This is a genomic window from Treponema sp. B152 (assembly GCF_024181665.1).
Lineage (GTDB): Bacteria > Spirochaetota > Spirochaetia > Treponematales > Treponemataceae > Treponema_B > Treponema_B denticola.
This window is the reverse complement of record NZ_CP058668.1, coordinates 706,874-722,142: the sequence shown is the minus strand read 5'-3', so window position 1 is coordinate 722,142 and position 15,269 is coordinate 706,874. Positions and strand designations below refer to the sequence as shown.

The 15,269-nt window shown below is 38.5% G+C and carries 15 protein-coding genes; 9 read left to right on the top strand and 6 right to left on the bottom strand.

What is annotated here, in order from left to right:
- Positions 1-9: 9 nt before the first annotated feature.
- The gene (locus HYB91_RS03200) at positions 10-2,445 is read right to left on the bottom strand and encodes a bifunctional cytidylate kinase/30S ribosomal protein S1 (protein WP_002674659.1); all 2,436 of its coding nucleotides are present in this window, start codon (positions 2,443-2,445) and stop codon (positions 10-12) included.
- A 94-nt stretch (positions 2,446-2,539) separates the two neighbouring features.
- Between HYB91_RS03200 and HYB91_RS03195 the strand changes: the two genes are divergently transcribed.
- The gene (locus HYB91_RS03195) at positions 2,540-3,460 is read left to right on the top strand and encodes a GerMN domain-containing protein (protein ID WP_002675533.1); all 921 of its coding nucleotides are present in this window, start codon (positions 2,540-2,542) and stop codon (positions 3,458-3,460) included.
- 113 nt (positions 3,461-3,573) lie between these two features.
- Here the strand turns inward: HYB91_RS03195 and HYB91_RS03190 are convergent, their stop codons facing one another.
- Positions 3,574-4,125: an STAS domain-containing protein gene (locus tag HYB91_RS03190; RefSeq protein ID WP_002668265.1), complete on the bottom strand. Its 552-nt coding sequence runs from the start codon at positions 4,123-4,125 to the stop codon at positions 3,574-3,576.
- Positions 4,126-4,405: 280 nt separating this feature from the next.
- Here HYB91_RS03190 and HYB91_RS03185 point away from each other — a divergent pair, with 280 nt between their 5' ends.
- Genes HYB91_RS03185 through HYB91_RS03175 form a run of 3 tightly spaced genes read left to right on the top strand, consistent with a single transcriptional unit; the run spans position 4,406 to position 6,407 of the window.
- Entirely contained in the window at positions 4,406-5,161 is a 756-nt protein-coding gene (locus HYB91_RS03185; RefSeq protein ID WP_002675534.1) for an RNA methyltransferase, read from the top strand.
- A 32-nt stretch (positions 5,162-5,193) separates the two neighbouring features.
- Positions 5,194-5,889: a UMP kinase gene (gene pyrH, locus HYB91_RS03180; protein ID WP_002675546.1), complete on the top strand. Its 696-nt coding sequence runs from the start codon at positions 5,194-5,196 to the stop codon at positions 5,887-5,889.
- Positions 5,889-6,407, top strand: coding sequence for a J domain-containing protein (locus tag HYB91_RS03175; protein WP_002675548.1), 519 nt, complete (start codon positions 5,889-5,891; stop codon positions 6,405-6,407). The genes pyrH and HYB91_RS03175 overlap by 1 nt, the downstream gene beginning before the upstream one ends.
- 22 nt (positions 6,408-6,429) lie before the next feature.
- On the opposite strand, the gene infA is transcribed toward HYB91_RS03175, so the two are convergent.
- Positions 6,430-6,648 carry a translation initiation factor IF-1 gene (gene infA, locus HYB91_RS03170; RefSeq protein ID WP_002668257.1) on the bottom strand — a complete coding sequence of 73 codons (219 nt, stop codon included), beginning with the start codon at positions 6,646-6,648 and terminating at the stop codon, positions 6,430-6,432.
- Positions 6,649-6,755: 107 nt separating this feature from the next.
- Here infA and HYB91_RS03165 point away from each other — a divergent pair, with 107 nt between their 5' ends.
- Positions 6,756-7,115 (top strand): TraR/DksA family transcriptional regulator, encoded by a 360-nt coding sequence (locus tag HYB91_RS03165; protein WP_002668254.1) that lies wholly within the window; start codon positions 6,756-6,758, stop codon positions 7,113-7,115.
- A gap of 78 nt (positions 7,116-7,193) precedes the next feature.
- Here HYB91_RS03165 and ffh read toward each other — a convergent pair whose 3' ends face one another.
- Together ffh and HYB91_RS03155 are read right to left on the bottom strand one after the other, a co-directional pair.
- Positions 7,194-8,525, bottom strand: a complete 1,332-nt coding sequence (gene ffh / locus HYB91_RS03160; RefSeq protein ID WP_002674655.1) for a signal recognition particle protein — start codon at positions 8,523-8,525, stop codon at positions 7,194-7,196.
- Complete coding sequence (locus HYB91_RS03155; RefSeq protein WP_002675550.1) at positions 8,525-9,598, bottom strand: NAD(P)H-dependent glycerol-3-phosphate dehydrogenase; 1,074 nt, start codon at positions 9,596-9,598, stop codon at positions 8,525-8,527. The genes ffh and HYB91_RS03155 overlap by 1 nt, the downstream gene beginning before the upstream one ends.
- A gap of 126 nt (positions 9,599-9,724) precedes the next feature.
- Here HYB91_RS03155 and HYB91_RS03150 point away from each other — a divergent pair, with 126 nt between their 5' ends.
- Positions 9,725-10,558: an ABC transporter substrate-binding protein gene (locus tag HYB91_RS03150; RefSeq protein ID WP_002675551.1), complete on the top strand. Its 834-nt coding sequence runs from the start codon at positions 9,725-9,727 to the stop codon at positions 10,556-10,558.
- 16 nt (positions 10,559-10,574) lie between these two features.
- On the top strand, positions 10,575-11,414 hold the full coding sequence (locus HYB91_RS03145; RefSeq protein WP_002675552.1) for a substrate-binding periplasmic protein: 840 nt from the start codon (positions 10,575-10,577) through the stop codon (positions 11,412-11,414).
- 17 nt (positions 11,415-11,431) lie between these two features.
- On the opposite strand, the gene HYB91_RS03140 is transcribed toward HYB91_RS03145, so the two are convergent.
- Positions 11,432-11,980 (bottom strand): hypothetical protein, encoded by a 549-nt coding sequence (locus HYB91_RS03140; protein WP_002675553.1) that lies wholly within the window; start codon positions 11,978-11,980, stop codon positions 11,432-11,434.
- A 97-nt stretch (positions 11,981-12,077) separates the two neighbouring features.
- Here HYB91_RS03140 and pbp4b point away from each other — a divergent pair, with 97 nt between their 5' ends.
- Positions 12,078-14,057: a penicillin binding protein PBP4B gene (pbp4b, locus tag HYB91_RS03135; RefSeq protein ID WP_002675554.1), complete on the top strand. Its 1,980-nt coding sequence runs from the start codon at positions 12,078-12,080 to the stop codon at positions 14,055-14,057.
- A complete protein-coding gene (locus HYB91_RS03130; protein ID WP_002675555.1) occupies positions 14,054-15,265 on the top strand; it encodes an exo-beta-N-acetylmuramidase NamZ family protein in 1,212 nt (403 codons plus the stop codon). Before pbp4b ends, HYB91_RS03130 begins: the two co-directional genes overlap by 4 nt.
- Positions 15,266-15,269 lie beyond the last annotated feature (4 nt).

The window sequence follows — 15,269 nt, the reverse complement described above, 5'->3', positions numbered from 1 at the left end:
CGAACGGATTTACTCCGGTTTATTCTTTAAAAGGTCTCCAAGAGTATAAGATGAATCATCATCTTCTTGTTCTGTTGACATGTACTGAGAAATTTCTTCCTGCTGTTGTTTTCGCTTAAAATCTTTAATTGAGAAAGCGGTTTTTTTGTTTCTCGGATTTATTTCGATTACTACAGCTTTGATCTTATCCCCTACAGCATATTTTGCAAGAGCTTCTTCAGGTGTTTCATCTCTGGACTCAACCAAATTTTGTTTGTGGATTAAGCCTTCGATATCCCCTGGAACCTTCACAAATACACCGAAGTCGGTGATTGAGGAAACTTCGCCTTCAACAATAGAACCGACCTTATAAGCGGCTCCGAATTTTTCCCAAGGATCATCGGTAAGCTGTTTAATACCTAAACGGATTCTTCTTGATTCGGCATCGCACTCGATAACGATAACCTCGATTTCTTGATCTACTTCAAGCTCGCTTCCGGGATGTTTTACGCGTTTAATCCAAGAAATATCGTCTGCATGTAAAAATCCGTCAATACCTTCTTCAAGAGAAATAAAGGCGCCTGCATTTGTAATTTTAACGACCTTTCGGGTTAAGCGGGTTCCTACAGGGTAACGCTCTTCAATCGTATCCCACGGGTTGTCCGTAACCTGTTTTAGACCCAAAGAAACTCTTCCGGCCTGAATATCGTAGCCGAGAATCATACATGTTACCTTATCTCCGGGCTTTAATATATCTTCAGGCTTATTAATCTTTTTAACCCAGCTGAATTCGCTGATATGGGCCAAACCTTCGATTCCTTCATCCAATTCAATAAAGGCGCCGAAGTCTGTAGTCTTTGTAACCGTTCCGGTAACGATATCGTCAACATGGAACTTCTCTTCAAATTGAAGCCAAGGATCCTGAGTAAAATGCTTTAATGAGAGGTTTATTCTCTTGTTCTCCGGATCAAGGCGGATTACCTTAAGCTCTATTTCCTCGCCCTTCTTTACGAAGTCCTTAGGACGGGTTACATGGCCCCAGCTCATATCATTGATATGTAAGAGGCCGTCAAAACCGCCCAAATCGATAAAGGCACCGAAACTGGTAAAGCTCTTAACCGTTCCCTTTACGGTGTCGCCTATCTTTGTATTTTGAAAAAAGGCGTCTCTTTCTTTTTCGGTACGCCCTTCCATGTACTTACGCCTGTTTACAACAATATTTTCACCTGAGCGTGAATTAAAGCTTAATTTTTCAATGTAGAATTTAGACTTTACGCCTACCAAGGTTTCAGGCTTTTCAACTCTGGATACATCTGCCTGACTCAAAGGTAAAAAAGCAGTCAATCCGCCGCCAAGCTTTACCTCATAGCCGGCCCTAACCTGCTTTGCGATAGTACCATCAATCGGAGTCTTATCGGCATAAGCCTGTTTAAACTCCTTTTGAAGAATAAGCCTATCGGCCTTGAGTTTTGATACGGATAAATGACCGTTTGAGCTTTCGGTTTTTTCGATAAGTACATTTACCTTATCGTTTACCTTAGGTTCTTCATCAAACTCATCCAAAGGAATATGTCCCTCGGATTTACCGCCTACATCGACAAAAACGGTTCCGTTGTTTACAGCAACAACATAACCTTCTTTAATTGTCCCCGCCTCAGGAGCCTCAAAATTATTTAAGTACTCCTCTTGTAATTGTGCTTGGATGTTTCCGTTGGAGTCTTTTTCAACATCCTTTACCACTTCCATCTTTTCCATAGATAACCCTTTATTATTGATATTTTCCGACTTTGATGCCGATATTATTGCCGACACCTCTGCCAGCATTTTTTCATAAACTTCATTTATATTTAAGTCCGATGTATCCAAATACACGGCATCAGGAGCCACTTTTAAGCTCCCTTCTTTTTTGTTTTTATCCACCTCATCTCTTTCGAGAATCGTTTTTTTTATTTCTTCCGGCGAAAGATTGCTTGTTCCCTGATCAAAGCGCCTTTTTGCCCTGGCCTCTACAGAAGCATCAAGGTAAAACTTAATATCGGCATTAGGAAAAACAACGGTTGTCATATCCCTGCCTTCGCAAACAGCTCCGGTTTTAGCGGCTTCTTCACGAATTTTCTTATTTAATATGTGCCTTATAGGAACTATAGCTGAAAGAGGTGCGACAATGGATTCTACAGCATCGCTTCGAAGATAAGCCTCAACATTTTCATTACCTAAAAACATGGAGCCGTTTATATAAAAAAGTTCCGTCTTTTCTGCAAATGAAGTCCATTTTTTTTCATCCGAAAGATCGGGAGTTTGTCCGCCGCTTCCGTCATTTCCGCCTCCGAAAGAACGCAGTACAGCCAGAGCCAAGGCCCTATAAAAACTACCCGTATTCATAAATGTAATGTTCAAGTGTTCAGCAAGCATCTTTGCAAGAGTACTTTTGCCTGAGCCTGCAGGTCCATCAATCGCTATTATCATATTTTACGATTATACAATTTTTTTAACATTATGTATATACTTTTTTATAAAAAGTGTAGTATTTTTTTCTAAAATATATTATTATATGGTGATTATGGGAAAGAAAAATACATCTTTAGGCTGTTTTTTTTGGCTTGCTTTTATTTTATTGATAGCCCTGCTCTTTTTTATCAACAAAGACAATATTGCCCGTGTTTTTGAAAAAACAAATGCAATAAGCATATTTCAAAAAAAAGAAACGCAAGAAGAAAAGCAAAATGAAGTAGACCTTGAAGGCATTCAAAACGAAATAGAAAAAATCAGAGCGGCAGAAAAAGATGAGGAAAATTCTTCCGAAGGAAAAGCCGAAGCTGAGCCGGAAAAACCGGCTGAACAAGTTCAAAAAACGGTCAAAAAAAATTCGGAACCGCAAAAAACTACAGCTGAGGATAAACCTAAAGAAGAAAAAAAGACAAGTTCTCAAAACTCAACCGAAAAAAAGACAAAAACGGAAACTCAAACCGTCAAAAAAAACTCTGAAAGCAAAAATAAAGATGAATCTAAAAAAGATGTGGCTAAACTTGAGCAAAAAAACGAAAAAGCATCCGAAAAACGGAGCTCTAAAATTTATCTGGTTAAAATAGATTCGGACGGTAAATTGGTAAGAAAGCCGGTTATGAGACAGCTTGAAAAAACGGACTCGCCTTTAACCGATGCCATAAACAGCCTTCTTCAAGGCCCCACAACGGAAGAAGCAAAACAAGGCTTCCGCTCCTTTATTCCTCCCGATACGAAGCTTTTATCGATTGAGGTAAAAAACGGGGTTGCAGAAGTAAATATAAGCGAAGACTTTCAATTTAACAGATACGGTATTGAAGCCTATCAAGCTCAGCTTGAACAAATAGTTTTTACGGCATGCGAATTTTCCACGGTAAGTTCCGTTCAATTTTTGATCAAAGGCAAGAAAAAGGAGTACCTCGGAGCCGAAGGCATATGGATAGGCTCACCCCTCTCGGTTAATTCGTTTATAAGATAAAAATAGCTTTAGAAATATAAAGATAAGCTTGAAAACATCTATTGCAGTTTATAAACTTGGTCAGGGAAAACCGCCTATATAAACTGCAATTACTTTTTAAGTAGGAATAAAATTTAGCCCAAAAATACCTGAGCATTATTATCGATAGCCAATATAGTTTTACATTCCGAACATCTAAAACGTCCGGCCTTAGTAGCCTTGAGTTTCTTTGAACATATGGGACAGGCAAATATTTTGGGAAATACTTTGGTATTTGCAGTAGTACTTGAACTTTGAAAAAACGACACTGCATCAGACAAAGCATCCTTAATATTAAAAAATTGTGAAAAGCCTAAAAGCTGAAATATTTCATATACCTTAGGCTGAATATCCAATAAAACTATATCTCCGCCTCTTGGTTTTACGGTTTTTAAAAAGGCTGTAAATGAACCTATACCGGTAGATGAAACGTAATTTAAAGCGGCACAGTTAAATACAATCTGAATAAAACCGCTGTCTATAATTTTTGCAATACGTTTTTGAAAAAACGCAGAGTTATAGGTATCAATGTAGCCGTTCAAAAAAACAACTACGCATTTATCAAGTCCATCTACTCTTTGAAGCCGGATCTTTAAGCTGTCATCTTTTTCATCATCAAAGCCGGCTATAACACTGTTATTACTCATAATTCTCCCAATTTATTTTCAAAATAAAGAAATAATCCAGTATATCCAAACTTGATTATACTCTTTATTTAAAAAAAAGTCAAATATAAAAACAAAAAAAATTTATTTTTCTGTAACTTGTACTTTTAATAAATCAAAAAACACTAAACAAGAACAAAAAAATCCTTTTACAGTTACAATATCGGCTAATATTTATAGGTTTGTAGCGTATTTTTGCAAATTTTAAGATTTTTTTTTAATTTCTCTTGACATAAGGATTGAATGACGGCAATATACAAAAATGAACTTTGAAAAAACAATTATTCTTTGCCGGCCGGAAACAAGTGCAAACATAGGAGCCGTATGCAGAGTTATGGCAAATACCGGTTTTAGCGATTTAAGAATTACGGGAACCAAGGAGGATTACGATGAAACGGAAGTCTTAAAACTGGCCCTTCACGCCTCCCATGTATGGAAAAATGCTCATTTTTATCCTCCTACCATCGAGGGCCTAAAAGAAGCCGCGTCGGATTGTTCTGTTTTAATAGGAACCAGCAGGCGTACAGGCCATAAACGTAAAGATCTGGGCATGAGCCCCGAAGACCTCTGTCGTGATTTAAAAAAATTCTACGGAGGCAGATTAGGCCTCGTTTTTGGAAATGAACGCACCGGCCTTATAGATGAAGAGCTTAATATATGCTCTTTTTCCGTTAATATTCCTGCTGAAGAAGACTTCGGCTCCTATAATCTTTCCCATGCCGTGCTTATTCTTTGCTACTCCCTGTATATAGCGGAAAAAAATAATCCGCTGACAGAAAAGGATAATCCAAGCATAGAAAAAAACATTTACCTACAAAGAGCTTCAATGAAAATGATTCAAGAAAACTCGGAACAGATATGCAACTACCTTTCGGGCTTAGGACTATTTAAAAAAGGAGGGAAAAAAATAAACGAGACATTTTTTATTGAACTTTTATCCTCCGCAGGAGCCTCGGAATTCGATATAATGCATTTAACTGAAATTTTTAAGAAACTTTTTTTTATGTATAGTTGTTAATACACTGATAATTATCCTTGAGGAGGGATAGTATGGTAACTGTTTTGTCGGTAGGAGGCTCTATAGTAGCCCCGGATAAACCGGATTTCGATTTTTTAGATAAATTTTCAAAAACTATCAGAAATTGGCTTTTGCAAGATTCATCACGAAAAATTATTATGGTAATCGGGGGCGGTGCTCCTGCCAGAGATTATCAAAATGCATATAGGAAAGTTTGTGACTTAAGAAAGGCGCCTGCCAAAAATGATGAAGCGGATTGGATAGGAATAATGGCAACAAGGCTCAACGCCCAGCTTGTAAAGGCTGTTTTTGAAGATCTTTGCCCCAACCCTGTCGTTTACGACCCGACAACAGTAGATATGTTCGGCGGTCAAATACTGGTTGCAGCAGGCTGGAAACCCGGCTTTTCTACGGATAATGATGCCGTAGTCCTTGCAGAAAGATTTTCGGGAAATTTGGTAGTAAATCTTTCAAACATTGCCAAAGTCTATACCGATGATCCTAAAAAGAATCCTGAAGCAAGGCCTATAGATTCAATATCTTGGGAAGATTTTATAAAAATAGTCGGAACGGAATGGGTTCCCGGAAAAAACACCCCCTTTGACCCCATAGCCAGCCAAAGAGCTCAAAAAGCAGGCATAAGGGTCATATGTGCTGCCGGAAAAGATATTGAGAATTTGGAAAATATTCTCAACGGTAAAGATTTTAAAGGAACGGTAATCGGCTAATGGAAAATTATTACAGTATACTGAATGTATCGAATAATGCTGATGAAGACCAAATTAAACAGGCATATAGGGCCTTGGCCATGAAGTATCATCCCGACAAAAATCCGGATAGCAAGACAGCCGAAGAAAAATTTAAGCGTATAAGCGAGGCTTATTCCGTGCTCTCCGATCCGCAAAAGAGAAGAGACTACGATCTCAGCATGTCAAGCCCATTTAGCTCATCAGGCAGGACCTATACTTACGGTCAAGACACAAATCCCTTTGGAGACGACATTTTCAGCTCTAATTGGTGGAAAAATTGGAGAAATATCCGAAGTGAAAATGCAAAAAAAAGAGAAAAGATTAGCAGAAGTGAGGCCTTCAGGATACTTATACGCGGCATAATACTGACCATAGTAGGTCTCCTGCTGTTTAAGAGTATTATCTTTTTAGGAATTTTTGGGTTTCTCCTAGCCTTATCCATTGTTACGGAGGGAGTCCTCCGCATAAGGAAAGGCTATATGGCGATATTCGATTAGAGCTTATCTTTAAGATAAGCGTTTATCTTTCTCTGAAGATAATTCGGCCCCTTGTCAAGTCATAGGGGGATAGGGCAACTTTTACCGTATCTCCCGGTACAATTTTAATGTAGTGTTTGCGCATCTTTCCGGATAAATGAGCCAAAATAACATGACCGTTTTTTAACTCAACCCTAAACATAGTATTGGGAAGAGACTCCTTAACAATACCTTCAACTTCAATTGCTTCTTCCTTAGCCACAGGACCTCCAAAAAAATAAATAAATTCAAGAAAAACGTTTGCTTTTTGCTTGATTTAGTCGTATAATTCTAAAGTCTATTAAAAAAATTGTCAACTAGGAGATGTGTATGAAAAAGAAGTTTATTGAGGAAATGAAAGAATATTTGCTAAAAGAGAGGGAAGAAATACTCGCTTCATTGCGGAAAAACGATGAAGAGTATGCAGAAACCTTAGCAAACAGCATTCCCAAAGACTTTGCAGATCTGGCATCATATAGTACCGATAGAGACATGCTCGAATTTATCGGAGAAAATAATGTAAAAAAGCTGCAAAAGATTGATTCTGCATTGGAAAGGATAAGAGAGGGAAAGTACGGAAAATGTATTACCTGCAAAGAGCAGATACCCGAAGACAGACTAAAGGCCCTGCCCTATGCTTTAAAATGTATCCACTGCCAGGCAAAATCAGAAAAAAAGATGCATCCTTAAAACACAAAAACAAACTGTGAGCATCTAAAAAGGCCTTGAGCTTAACGCTTCAAGGCCTTTTAATTTTAATACGGAAAATTATCCGAAAAGTCCGCCGGACATCATTTTAGCTTGCAGCCCCTTGTTTTTTGACACCTTCCTCATCATTTGACGGGTCTTTTCAAATTGCTTTAAAAGCTTGTTTACATCGCCCACAGAGGTTCCTGAGCCCTTTGCAATACGTTTACGGCGAGGCGGTCCGATGATACGGAAATTATCCCTCTCCTTTAAGGTCATCGATTGAATTATGGCCTTTTGGCGTTTTAAAAGAGAAAGGTCCAGCTTATCTTTATCTATTTGGCCTGAAAGCCCGGGAATCATATCGAGCATTGACTCTAAAGGCCCCATCTTTTCGGCCTGCTCCAACTGCATGAGCATATCGGCAAGGCTGAAACTTTCGCTTTGCATCTTTTTTTGAAGCTTTTCCGCCTCTTCTTCGTCATAAAGAGCTTGGGCCTTTTCGACAAGAGAAACAATGTCTCCCATACCCAAGATACGGCTTGCAATGCGGTCGGGATAAAATGGCTCAAGGTCTTCGAGCTTTTCGCCTGTTCCTATGTAAAAAATGGGCTTACCTGTTATGGTCTTTAAGGAAAGAGCCGCACCGCCTCTGGTGTCGGAATCGAATTTTGTAAGGATTAAGCCTGAAAGCCCTACCTGCTCGTCAAATTCCTTTGCAACATCAACGGCACTTTGACCCGTCATTGAATCTGCAACAAGAATGGTTTCCATAGGTTTTACGGCAGATTTAATATTGACGATTTCCTTCATCATGTCTTCATCGATTTGGAGACGTCCCGCCGTATCGACTATTACCGTGTCATAAAAGTTCTTTTTTGCAAAGGCCAAAGCATTTTTTGCGACCTTTACCGCATCTTTCGTTTCTTCTTTGTAAACGGGCACGCTGATGTTTCCGCCTAAAACGGAAAGCTGCTCTACGGCGGCAGGGCGGACAAGGTCGCAGGCAACCAGCAAGGGCTTTCTGCCTTCGTTTTTAAGCTTTAAGGCCAATTTTGCGGCACTGGTTGTCTTTCCCGAGCCTTGGAGACCTAAAAAGAGGATTACAGATTGGGTGTCAGGCCCCCTTAGATCGAGGGCTTTTTTTTCGTCCCCCAAAAAGGAGGTCATCTTATCGTATACAATCTTTGTAAACTGCTGCCCGGGATCGACGGACTTTAAAACCCTTTCTCCCTTGGCCTCTTCTGCCGTAGCATTTATAAAACGGCGTACAACACGCAAGTTTACGTCGGCATCCAAAAGGGCTGTTTTTATTTCTTCGATTGTATCTTCAATATTTTTTTCGGTAATTTTAGACTTACCGCTCAAAGAGCGCATTATCCCGCTGAATTTTTCGGTAATATTTTCGAGCATTATTTTGTATCTCCCTGTAATAAGTTTTCTATCAAGTCAAGAGGTTTTAATTCCTTGTTTAAGATTTTATAAAGACCGGAACAGATAGGCAGCTTTAAATTACGCTTTTCTGCCAGAATGTTCAGGTATTTACAGGCGACAACGCCTTCAGGCAAGTAGCCTATCTTATCGATATTTTTAATAAGATCATCCAAATTTTCAAAAGAAAGGAGAATCTTTTTTGTGATAATCTCGTTACCGAAACGGCGGTTTCTTCCGTACTTACTTCGGCAGGTTACGTCAAGGTCGCCTACTCCGGAAATCGATGTAAAGGTTTCTGGATGAGTTGCCCCCATAGCCCTGCCTATAGTCTGAATCTCGTTTAGGCCGGCAGCCAAAAGGAGGGATTCGGTATTGTCGCCGAAAATATCCGAGGTTACGGTTAAAGCATCCAAGACACCGAAGGCAACAGCTACAACGTTTTTTGCGGCCGCACAAACCTGCACTCCGATTATATCCAAGCTGGAATACACAAGTAAACTTCTCGATCTTAAAATCTCTCGGCAGCGGATAGAACACATAGGATTTTGAGATGCTGCTATGAGGCCGGTAAGCTTACCTTCGGCCACCTCCTCCCCATGGCTGGGCCCTGCTACATAAACCAAGTGATTTTTATAAAAATCGGGCAGCATTTTTTCCAAAACGTCTATTATAAACTGAGGCTCTCCGTTTTCATCGGGGATAAAGCCCTTTGTCAGCACCGCTATTGTAGGATAAGGCATTGCACCATCATCATGGCTAAAAGGAGCAAATTTAAGAAGTTCTTCAACTGCTGAGGTCAAATAGAGCGAAGGACTTGCCAAAAATATAAAGGAAGCATCCTTACAGACCTCTTCCATATCCGTAGAAGCGGAAACGGTTTTAGGCAATTTATGCTTAGGCAAATATTTTACATTTATGTGTTCCGTATTTATCGAATCGGCAACGCCTGCAGTATGGCTCCAAAGCACAACCCTGTGTCCGTTTTTTCCTAGCGAACAGGCCACGGCCGTTCCCCAAGAGCCTGCTCCGATAATGGCAATCTTATCGTTCACAAATTTCTCCTGTTTATCATATCTCCTAACTTATACTCTATCATTTTTTGATAAAAGTTTCAATAATGAAAAAACAAGCTTTTCTCCGTTCTTTACAATTTACGGATACTGTGATATATTAGTTTTATGCGTAATAAATTAAACTCAAAGGCAGTTTTTTTTGCGGTAATCTTGCTGTTCAGCTTGATATTTTCATGCAAAAAAAATGAAATCAATGAAATATCTTCGAATGACGTTTCATTGGCCGAAGTTCTTGTAAGATCTAAAATCATTGTAGGGGTAAATGCATATAATCCGCCCATATGTTTTTATAATAACAAAAACGAAATAATAGGCTTTGATATTGATGTCTTCGAAGAAATAGCAGACATAATGAATATCAAGGCAGAATTCCGCACTATAGTTCCCACCGAAGTAAATGAGTTGATAAATACCGGAGCCATCGACTGTATTGCATCAGGTTTCTCTTATTCGGATGAGAGAAATGAGGCCTATGAGCTTTCACAAGCATATTTACGCAATGCCGTAGTTATTTTAACTCTGAGATCAAGGAATATTCGAACTATGGCAGATCTAAAGGGTAAGAAGATAGGGGGACAAAAAGGAAGTTTAGGGGCGGAATTGATTAAAAATAATCCCGATATAATGAGTCAAATCCATTCACTAAATGATTCATATGAGAATATTCCTCAAATTTTGGGAGACTTAAAAACCCTTGGAATAGATGCCTGTGTCGGAGATATTTCACTAATGGCAGAATACTTAAATAAAGAGCCTGGTGTGTACAGTCTTGTTGAGCAGGCTATAGCCTTAGACTCCTATGTATATGCATTTAAAAAAGGAAATAAGGCTTTAAAAGCGGAAATAGAAAGAGTTTTATACATCTTAGAGAAAAAAGGCGTTCTTGAAAAGATTTCAAGGAAATGGTTCAGTAAAGATTTACTGATTTTTGGAAAGTAAATAAGGAATATTTATTATGAAAAAAAATTCCAATCATATTTTTAAACTTAGTTTTCTCTTTTTATTTACGGTATTAGTTATGGTATCTTGTAAACCCAAGGCCGTACGTATCCCAAAAAAAGAAAACGATATTTCTCTTGCAAAAATTCTTGTAAAAAAAGAATTAATAATAGGTATAAGAGATGACCATCCTCCTTTTTCCGTTCTAAACCTTTTTACGACAAAAATGGAGGGCTATGACATTGAAGTAGCGCAAGAGCTGTGTAATCGGATGAAGATAAAGCCGATTTTTAAAGTAATTAAGTGGGATCAAAGAGAAAGTTTACTTAAGGATGGAGAAATCGACTGTATATGGAGTGCCTTTGTATACAGTAAGGAAAGTGATGTAGTTTATTCTCTTACCTCACCTTATATAAAGAGTGCTATAATATTGGTTGTAAAGGATAAGTCGCCTTATTATTCCATTCAAGACATAAGGGAAAAGAAAATAGGTATTACCTCCTCATCATTTATACAGGAAAGTTTAAAAAAAGCCGAATCTACTCACGGAGTATTTAAAAACACACTTGTGTTTCAGAATACTCAAGAAGCTATAAATGCTCTTGAAAAGGATGAGGTAGAATGTGTAGTATACGACCTTCTTTCAATTAACAACCTAATACAAACAAGAAAAGGCTCTTATCGAGTGCTGGATGAAGCTATAGCTTATGAAGAATATGTTATAGCCTTTCGAAAAAACGACATTGCCCTGAAGAATGCAGTCGAATCGACTCTGGAAGAGATGGCTAAAACCGATTTTTTAGAAAAAACGAGTAAAAAATGGTTCGGTGCAAATATATCCATTATAGGCCGTTAAACCCGCACCGAATAACTTTATTTTGTATAAACAGAAACTATCTCGCAAATATAAACATAATGAAAATCTTTTTTTGGATATGAATCTATAATAATCTGCGGGTCCACAAATAAATCCATATCGAATTCGCTTCGATAGAGTTTACGGCATGAAAGCACAACCTTAGCCTGCTCAAAAGCTATAACACCGTCATCAAGCATCACGGGCTTTAAGCCGGTTTCCCTTGCCTTATCGGCATCTCGTCCCGAAACGGAGCCGCAAAAAGCCAGCGTATCCTTAGCCCATGGATCATCTCCATCAAAAAAAGAAAGAGTTATATAATCTTCTTTATCGATAAATTCGGAAGTATATCTGGTAGGTCTTACATAAACGGTAGCAGTCAGTTTATTCCATAAAAAGCCTATAGATCCCCAACCTGCAGTCATTGTATTCCATTGTTCACGCTCAGTTCCGCATCCTGCAGTCAGTAAAAAGCCCTCATGATGAGAGCCGGTAATCGATGAAACAGGCTTTATCAATTTATCCAGAATTTCGGCACTCGCTTTTTGCATTTTAAATTGTGACATAAATTACCTCCGAATTCATTATATACGATAATCCCTTGATGTGCAAGAAGAAATTTCTCTTCTTTTCTATTTTTAAATTTTATGATACAATAACCGAATGAAAAAGTTTTTGTGCATTTTTTTAGCAGGTTTAATATTGTCATGCCGCTCGGCTCAAATATCAAAGATAAAGACCGATCCGGCAGACGCAGACATTTATAAATCGGAAGAAACCGAAGGCGGCTTTTCAGGCTTTCAGACGGATGTAAGCTTCCCTCCGGAAAAAGAAAAATATGATCCTTCAATTTTACCAAACGGTTTTATCCCTTTTAAGGCTTATACGGGACAGGGCTATGTTTATTTTTATACCGAAAATGTAAAGAATTTTTTCTTATACTTAAACGGAAAAAGAATCGATACAAAAAAAATCTGTAAAAATAAATACACTCAAATTTATATCGGAGATGAGGTAATAAACGGTACCAATAACTTACTTATTACAAACATTGAAGCAGAAAAAGATGATAATGGCTTTTCGAAACCCTACACCTTATCGGTAAAAATCCCCTACCCTTCCATTATCGAAAAAACGGAAAAATTAAATAACGTAAATTATAGAGCCTTTCAAATAATAGATGACATTATGAAGGCGCAAACAGCAAACGGTTTTCCATCGGTTCAGCTTGTAGTGGTAAAGAACGGAAGGATGATAAAAAACTCGGCCTACGGCTATATCAGCACCGTAGATGATTTTGGAGAACCCCTGATGCAAAAAAACAAAAAGCCTATCACAAAAGAAACTCTTTTTGATCTAGCCAGCAATACCAAAATGTATACGGTAAATTTCGCCTTACAAAAACTTATATCGGAAGAAAAGATTTCAATCTATGATAAGGTACAAGATTTTTTTCCTGATTTTAAGGACAAAAAAAAAGCTCTTTTTAAGGGAAAGAGTGAAATTACGGTTGAAGACTTATTAAAGCATCAGGCAGGTTTCCCGGCAGGGGCACAATATTATGTGAACAAAAAAATAACACAAAAAAAGAAAACCGATAAAAGACAAAATAAGGAAATTGTTTTAGAGCTGATTTGCAACACGTCCTTAATATATTCTCCGCGTACTGAGGTCTTATATTCCGATATAGATTATATGCTATTAGGTTTGATTATAGAAAAAGTAACAGGCCTTCCCTTAGATAAGTATACGGAAGAAAATCTTTATAAGCCCTTAAATCTATCTTCGATTTGCTATGAGCCATTAAAAAAAGGATTTACAAAAGAGGATATTACCGCAACCGAAATACGGGCCGTCAAAAGAACAAAGGACGAAAAATTTAAAGACATAAAATACATGACTGTTCACGGGACGGTACATGACCCTGAGGCCTACAATGCAATGGATCAGGTAAGCGGTCATGCCGGGCTTTTTGCAAATGCCGAAAGTATAGCAGTACTGGCTCAGGTAATGCTGAACGGAGGAGGATATGGAAATATCAAACTATTCGATTCGAGCGTTTTAAATTTATTTACCAGTCAGGGGAATTTTTTTTCGCAGGCAGGCTTAGGCTGGAGGAGGCAGGGGCTTAATAACAGCTACGCTTGGGCTTTCTCGCAGCTTGCAAGTGCGGACACAATAGGACACACAGGCTGGACGGGAACACTGACACTAATTGACCCTAAAGAAGATTTAATAATCATAATCTTTACAAGCGCAAAAAACACCCCCGCCCTTTTCGGAAGAAACTTGCGCGGAAAATATGAGGGCGATTTTTATCTTGCAAAAAACTATGGAGCCGTTACAACGCTTATTTATTCCGCATTTAAAAACTATGATAATGCTATGCTGGACCAAATGCTTATAGAACTTGCGGTAGGCAGAAACGAACTTATAAATATGATTCCTGAAATTTATGACAACGAAGGATCCCGCAAGGACTTGACAGCCATAATGGAAAGCATAAAAGAACAATCAAAGCAATCTGCAATATTGAGGAAGTTTTTAAAAAACGAAAAAGCTACGGCAATACTTGCGGAAATTCAATCAAGGAACTCAAAGAAAAGCTTGGCAAAAAAACAAGCTGAAGGTCAATCAAAATGAAAAAGATGTTTTTTCTATTTTGCTTTTTTAGTCTTGCAATCATTAGCTTTGCCAATGGAAAGCCGGACGAGTCTGATTTTAAGACGGGAATTGAACGCGCAGACGAATTTTTTAATCTTTTTAAAGGAAAAAGAATTGGATTGATTACCAATCAAACAGGTATAGACTCTTCAGGAAGATCAAGCATCGAAATCTTATACGAAAAGACGAATCTTAAAGCTCTTTTTTCTCCGGAACACGGAATAAGGGGAAATGCGAGGGAGGGAGCCGGTATTTCCAACACGGTAGATAAAAAAACCGGCCTTACCGTTTACAGCCTTTACGGAAAAACAAAGCGGCCCACAAAAGAGATGCTTCAACACATAGATGTTTTATGCTTCGATATTCAGGATGTAGGGGCAAGGTTTTACACATATATTTACACAATGGCCTATGCCATGGAAGCATGTGCCCGTGACGGAAAAACCTTTGTTGTGTTTGACAGGCCCAATCCCATAAACGGCATAAATGTTGAAGGGAATATTTTGGAAGAGGAATTTAAATCCTTTACGGGCTATTTTCCGATTGTCCAAAGGCACGGAATGACAGTGGGAGAATTAGCCTTAATGTTCAATAAAGAATTTAAGATAGGCTGTAATTTAAAAATAGTCCCCATGCAGGGCTGGAAGCGTGAAGACTATTTTGAAGACCTTAATTTACTGTGGGTGCCGCCTTCGCCGAATATTCCTACGGCCGATACGGCCTTAGTTTATTCCGGCTTTTGTATCTTTGAAGGGGTAAATATTTCGGTAGGAAGAGGAACAACCATGCCCTTTAAATACATAGGAGCCCCCTATATAGATGCCGAGGCTCTAGCAGAAGCTCTAAATGCCCTCAAACTTGAGGGAGTCTTTTTTAAGCCCGCCTATTTTACACCGGCCATTTCGGTTTATAAGGAGGAGCTATGCGAAGGGGTTCAAATTATCGTAAGGGATAAAAACAAATTCTTGCCCGTAAAAAGTGCAATTGCGGTGCTGTACACAATAAGGGAAATGTATCCCAATAATTTTAAGATAAATAACTACCCTGTCGAACTCTGCGGCCTCAATTTGTTAACCGGAACAAACAAGCTAAGCTCGATGAGTCTTTCCTTAGATGACTACTTTAAATTTATCGAAAAAGACGAAAAGAAGTTTTTAAAGATGAGGAAAAAGTATTTGATGTATTAAAAAG

Bases quoted from the DNA above. Each gene is read 5' to 3' on its own strand.
- HYB91_RS03200 (WP_002674659.1), bottom strand. From the start codon at position 2,445: ATGATAATAGCGATTGATGGACCTGCAGGCTCAGGCAAAAGTACTCTT.
- HYB91_RS03195 (WP_002675533.1), top strand. From the start codon at position 2,540: ATGGGAAAGAAAAATACATCTTTAGGCTGTTTTTTTTGGCTTGCTTTT.
- HYB91_RS03190 (WP_002668265.1), bottom strand. From the start codon at position 4,125: ATGAGTAATAACAGTGTTATAGCCGGCTTTGATGATGAAAAAGATGAC.
- HYB91_RS03185 (WP_002675534.1), top strand. From the start codon at position 4,406: ATGAACTTTGAAAAAACAATTATTCTTTGCCGGCCGGAAACAAGTGCA.
- pyrH (WP_002675546.1), top strand. From the start codon at position 5,194: ATGGTAACTGTTTTGTCGGTAGGAGGCTCTATAGTAGCCCCGGATAAA.
- HYB91_RS03175 (WP_002675548.1), top strand. From the start codon at position 5,889: ATGGAAAATTATTACAGTATACTGAATGTATCGAATAATGCTGATGAA.
- HYB91_RS03165 (WP_002668254.1), top strand. From the start codon at position 6,756: ATGAAAAAGAAGTTTATTGAGGAAATGAAAGAATATTTGCTAAAAGAG.
- ffh (WP_002674655.1), bottom strand. From the start codon at position 8,525: ATGCTCGAAAATATTACCGAAAAATTCAGCGGGATAATGCGCTCTTTG.
- HYB91_RS03150 (WP_002675551.1), top strand. From the start codon at position 9,725: ATGCGTAATAAATTAAACTCAAAGGCAGTTTTTTTTGCGGTAATCTTG.
- HYB91_RS03145 (WP_002675552.1), top strand. From the start codon at position 10,575: ATGAAAAAAAATTCCAATCATATTTTTAAACTTAGTTTTCTCTTTTTA.
- HYB91_RS03140 (WP_002675553.1), bottom strand. From the start codon at position 11,980: ATGTCACAATTTAAAATGCAAAAAGCGAGTGCCGAAATTCTGGATAAA.
- pbp4b (WP_002675554.1), top strand. From the start codon at position 12,078: ATGAAAAAGTTTTTGTGCATTTTTTTAGCAGGTTTAATATTGTCATGC.
- HYB91_RS03130 (WP_002675555.1), top strand. From the start codon at position 14,054: ATGAAAAAGATGTTTTTTCTATTTTGCTTTTTTAGTCTTGCAATCATT.